At 40.9% G+C, this 722-nt stretch carries 1 protein-coding gene; it reads left to right on the forward strand.

All coding sequences use genetic code 11. The features are described from left to right. Positions 1 to 440 (forward strand): transposase (locus I6E70_RS20550; RefSeq protein WP_197189501.1); only part of this gene is annotated, 440 nt, incomplete at its 5' end. Between the last annotated feature and the right edge of the window lie 282 nt (positions 441 to 722).

Raw genomic sequence — 722 nt, forward strand, 5'->3', positions numbered from 1 at the left:
GTTATCCAGGTAATGAAATTGTTGAATTATATTGTCATCGTTGGGAGATAGAGCTTGGGTTTAGAGAAATCAAACAAACCATGCTTGATAGCGCATACCATTTAAGAAGCAAGCGTCCAGACATGGTGCGTCAGGAGCTATGGGGCGTGTTACTCGCCTATAATTTAATACGAAGAATAATGACGATGGCGGTGACGGTCACAGGGATATGGCCTAATCAGCTTAGTTTCTCTAGCAGTTCGATGGCTGTCATTCAGTATTTCTCGTCAGTATCTATAATGAGTCCAGGGAACATTCCAATACACTGGCAGCACTTACTCAATACACTGGTCTTATTTAAGCTTCCAGCTAGACGAGAGGATAGAAGATATCCCCGATGGGTTAAGCCAAAACCGTCTAAGTATCCCCATAAAAAGAAAAATGCCAGTCAGCTTAACTGACTGGCATTAGGCTTTGTGCGCCCTTTTTTTCGCGATTAAGTCGTAGTAAATGTTCAAAAACTCTAGCATTTGGATCGTGTTTAACCAATCGCTCAGCTTTAACAGCCTTAGTTCCTGTTGTTTTTAGGTTATGCCTTTCCTGCTCAGCTTTGATTTTGTAGTGGTCAATAAAATTTGGCCACAGTTTTAGAATCTTGATATCTAACCTCAGATTCATTTGGCGCTAAACCGGCATTATAATGATGCGGCCTAACGTTGTTGTAATATCCGTTGATATAATCA

It is taken from the genome of Pseudoalteromonas sp. NGC95 (genome assembly GCF_015864705.1).
GTDB classification, from domain to species: Bacteria; Pseudomonadota; Gammaproteobacteria; order Enterobacterales; family Alteromonadaceae; genus Pseudoalteromonas; species Pseudoalteromonas arctica.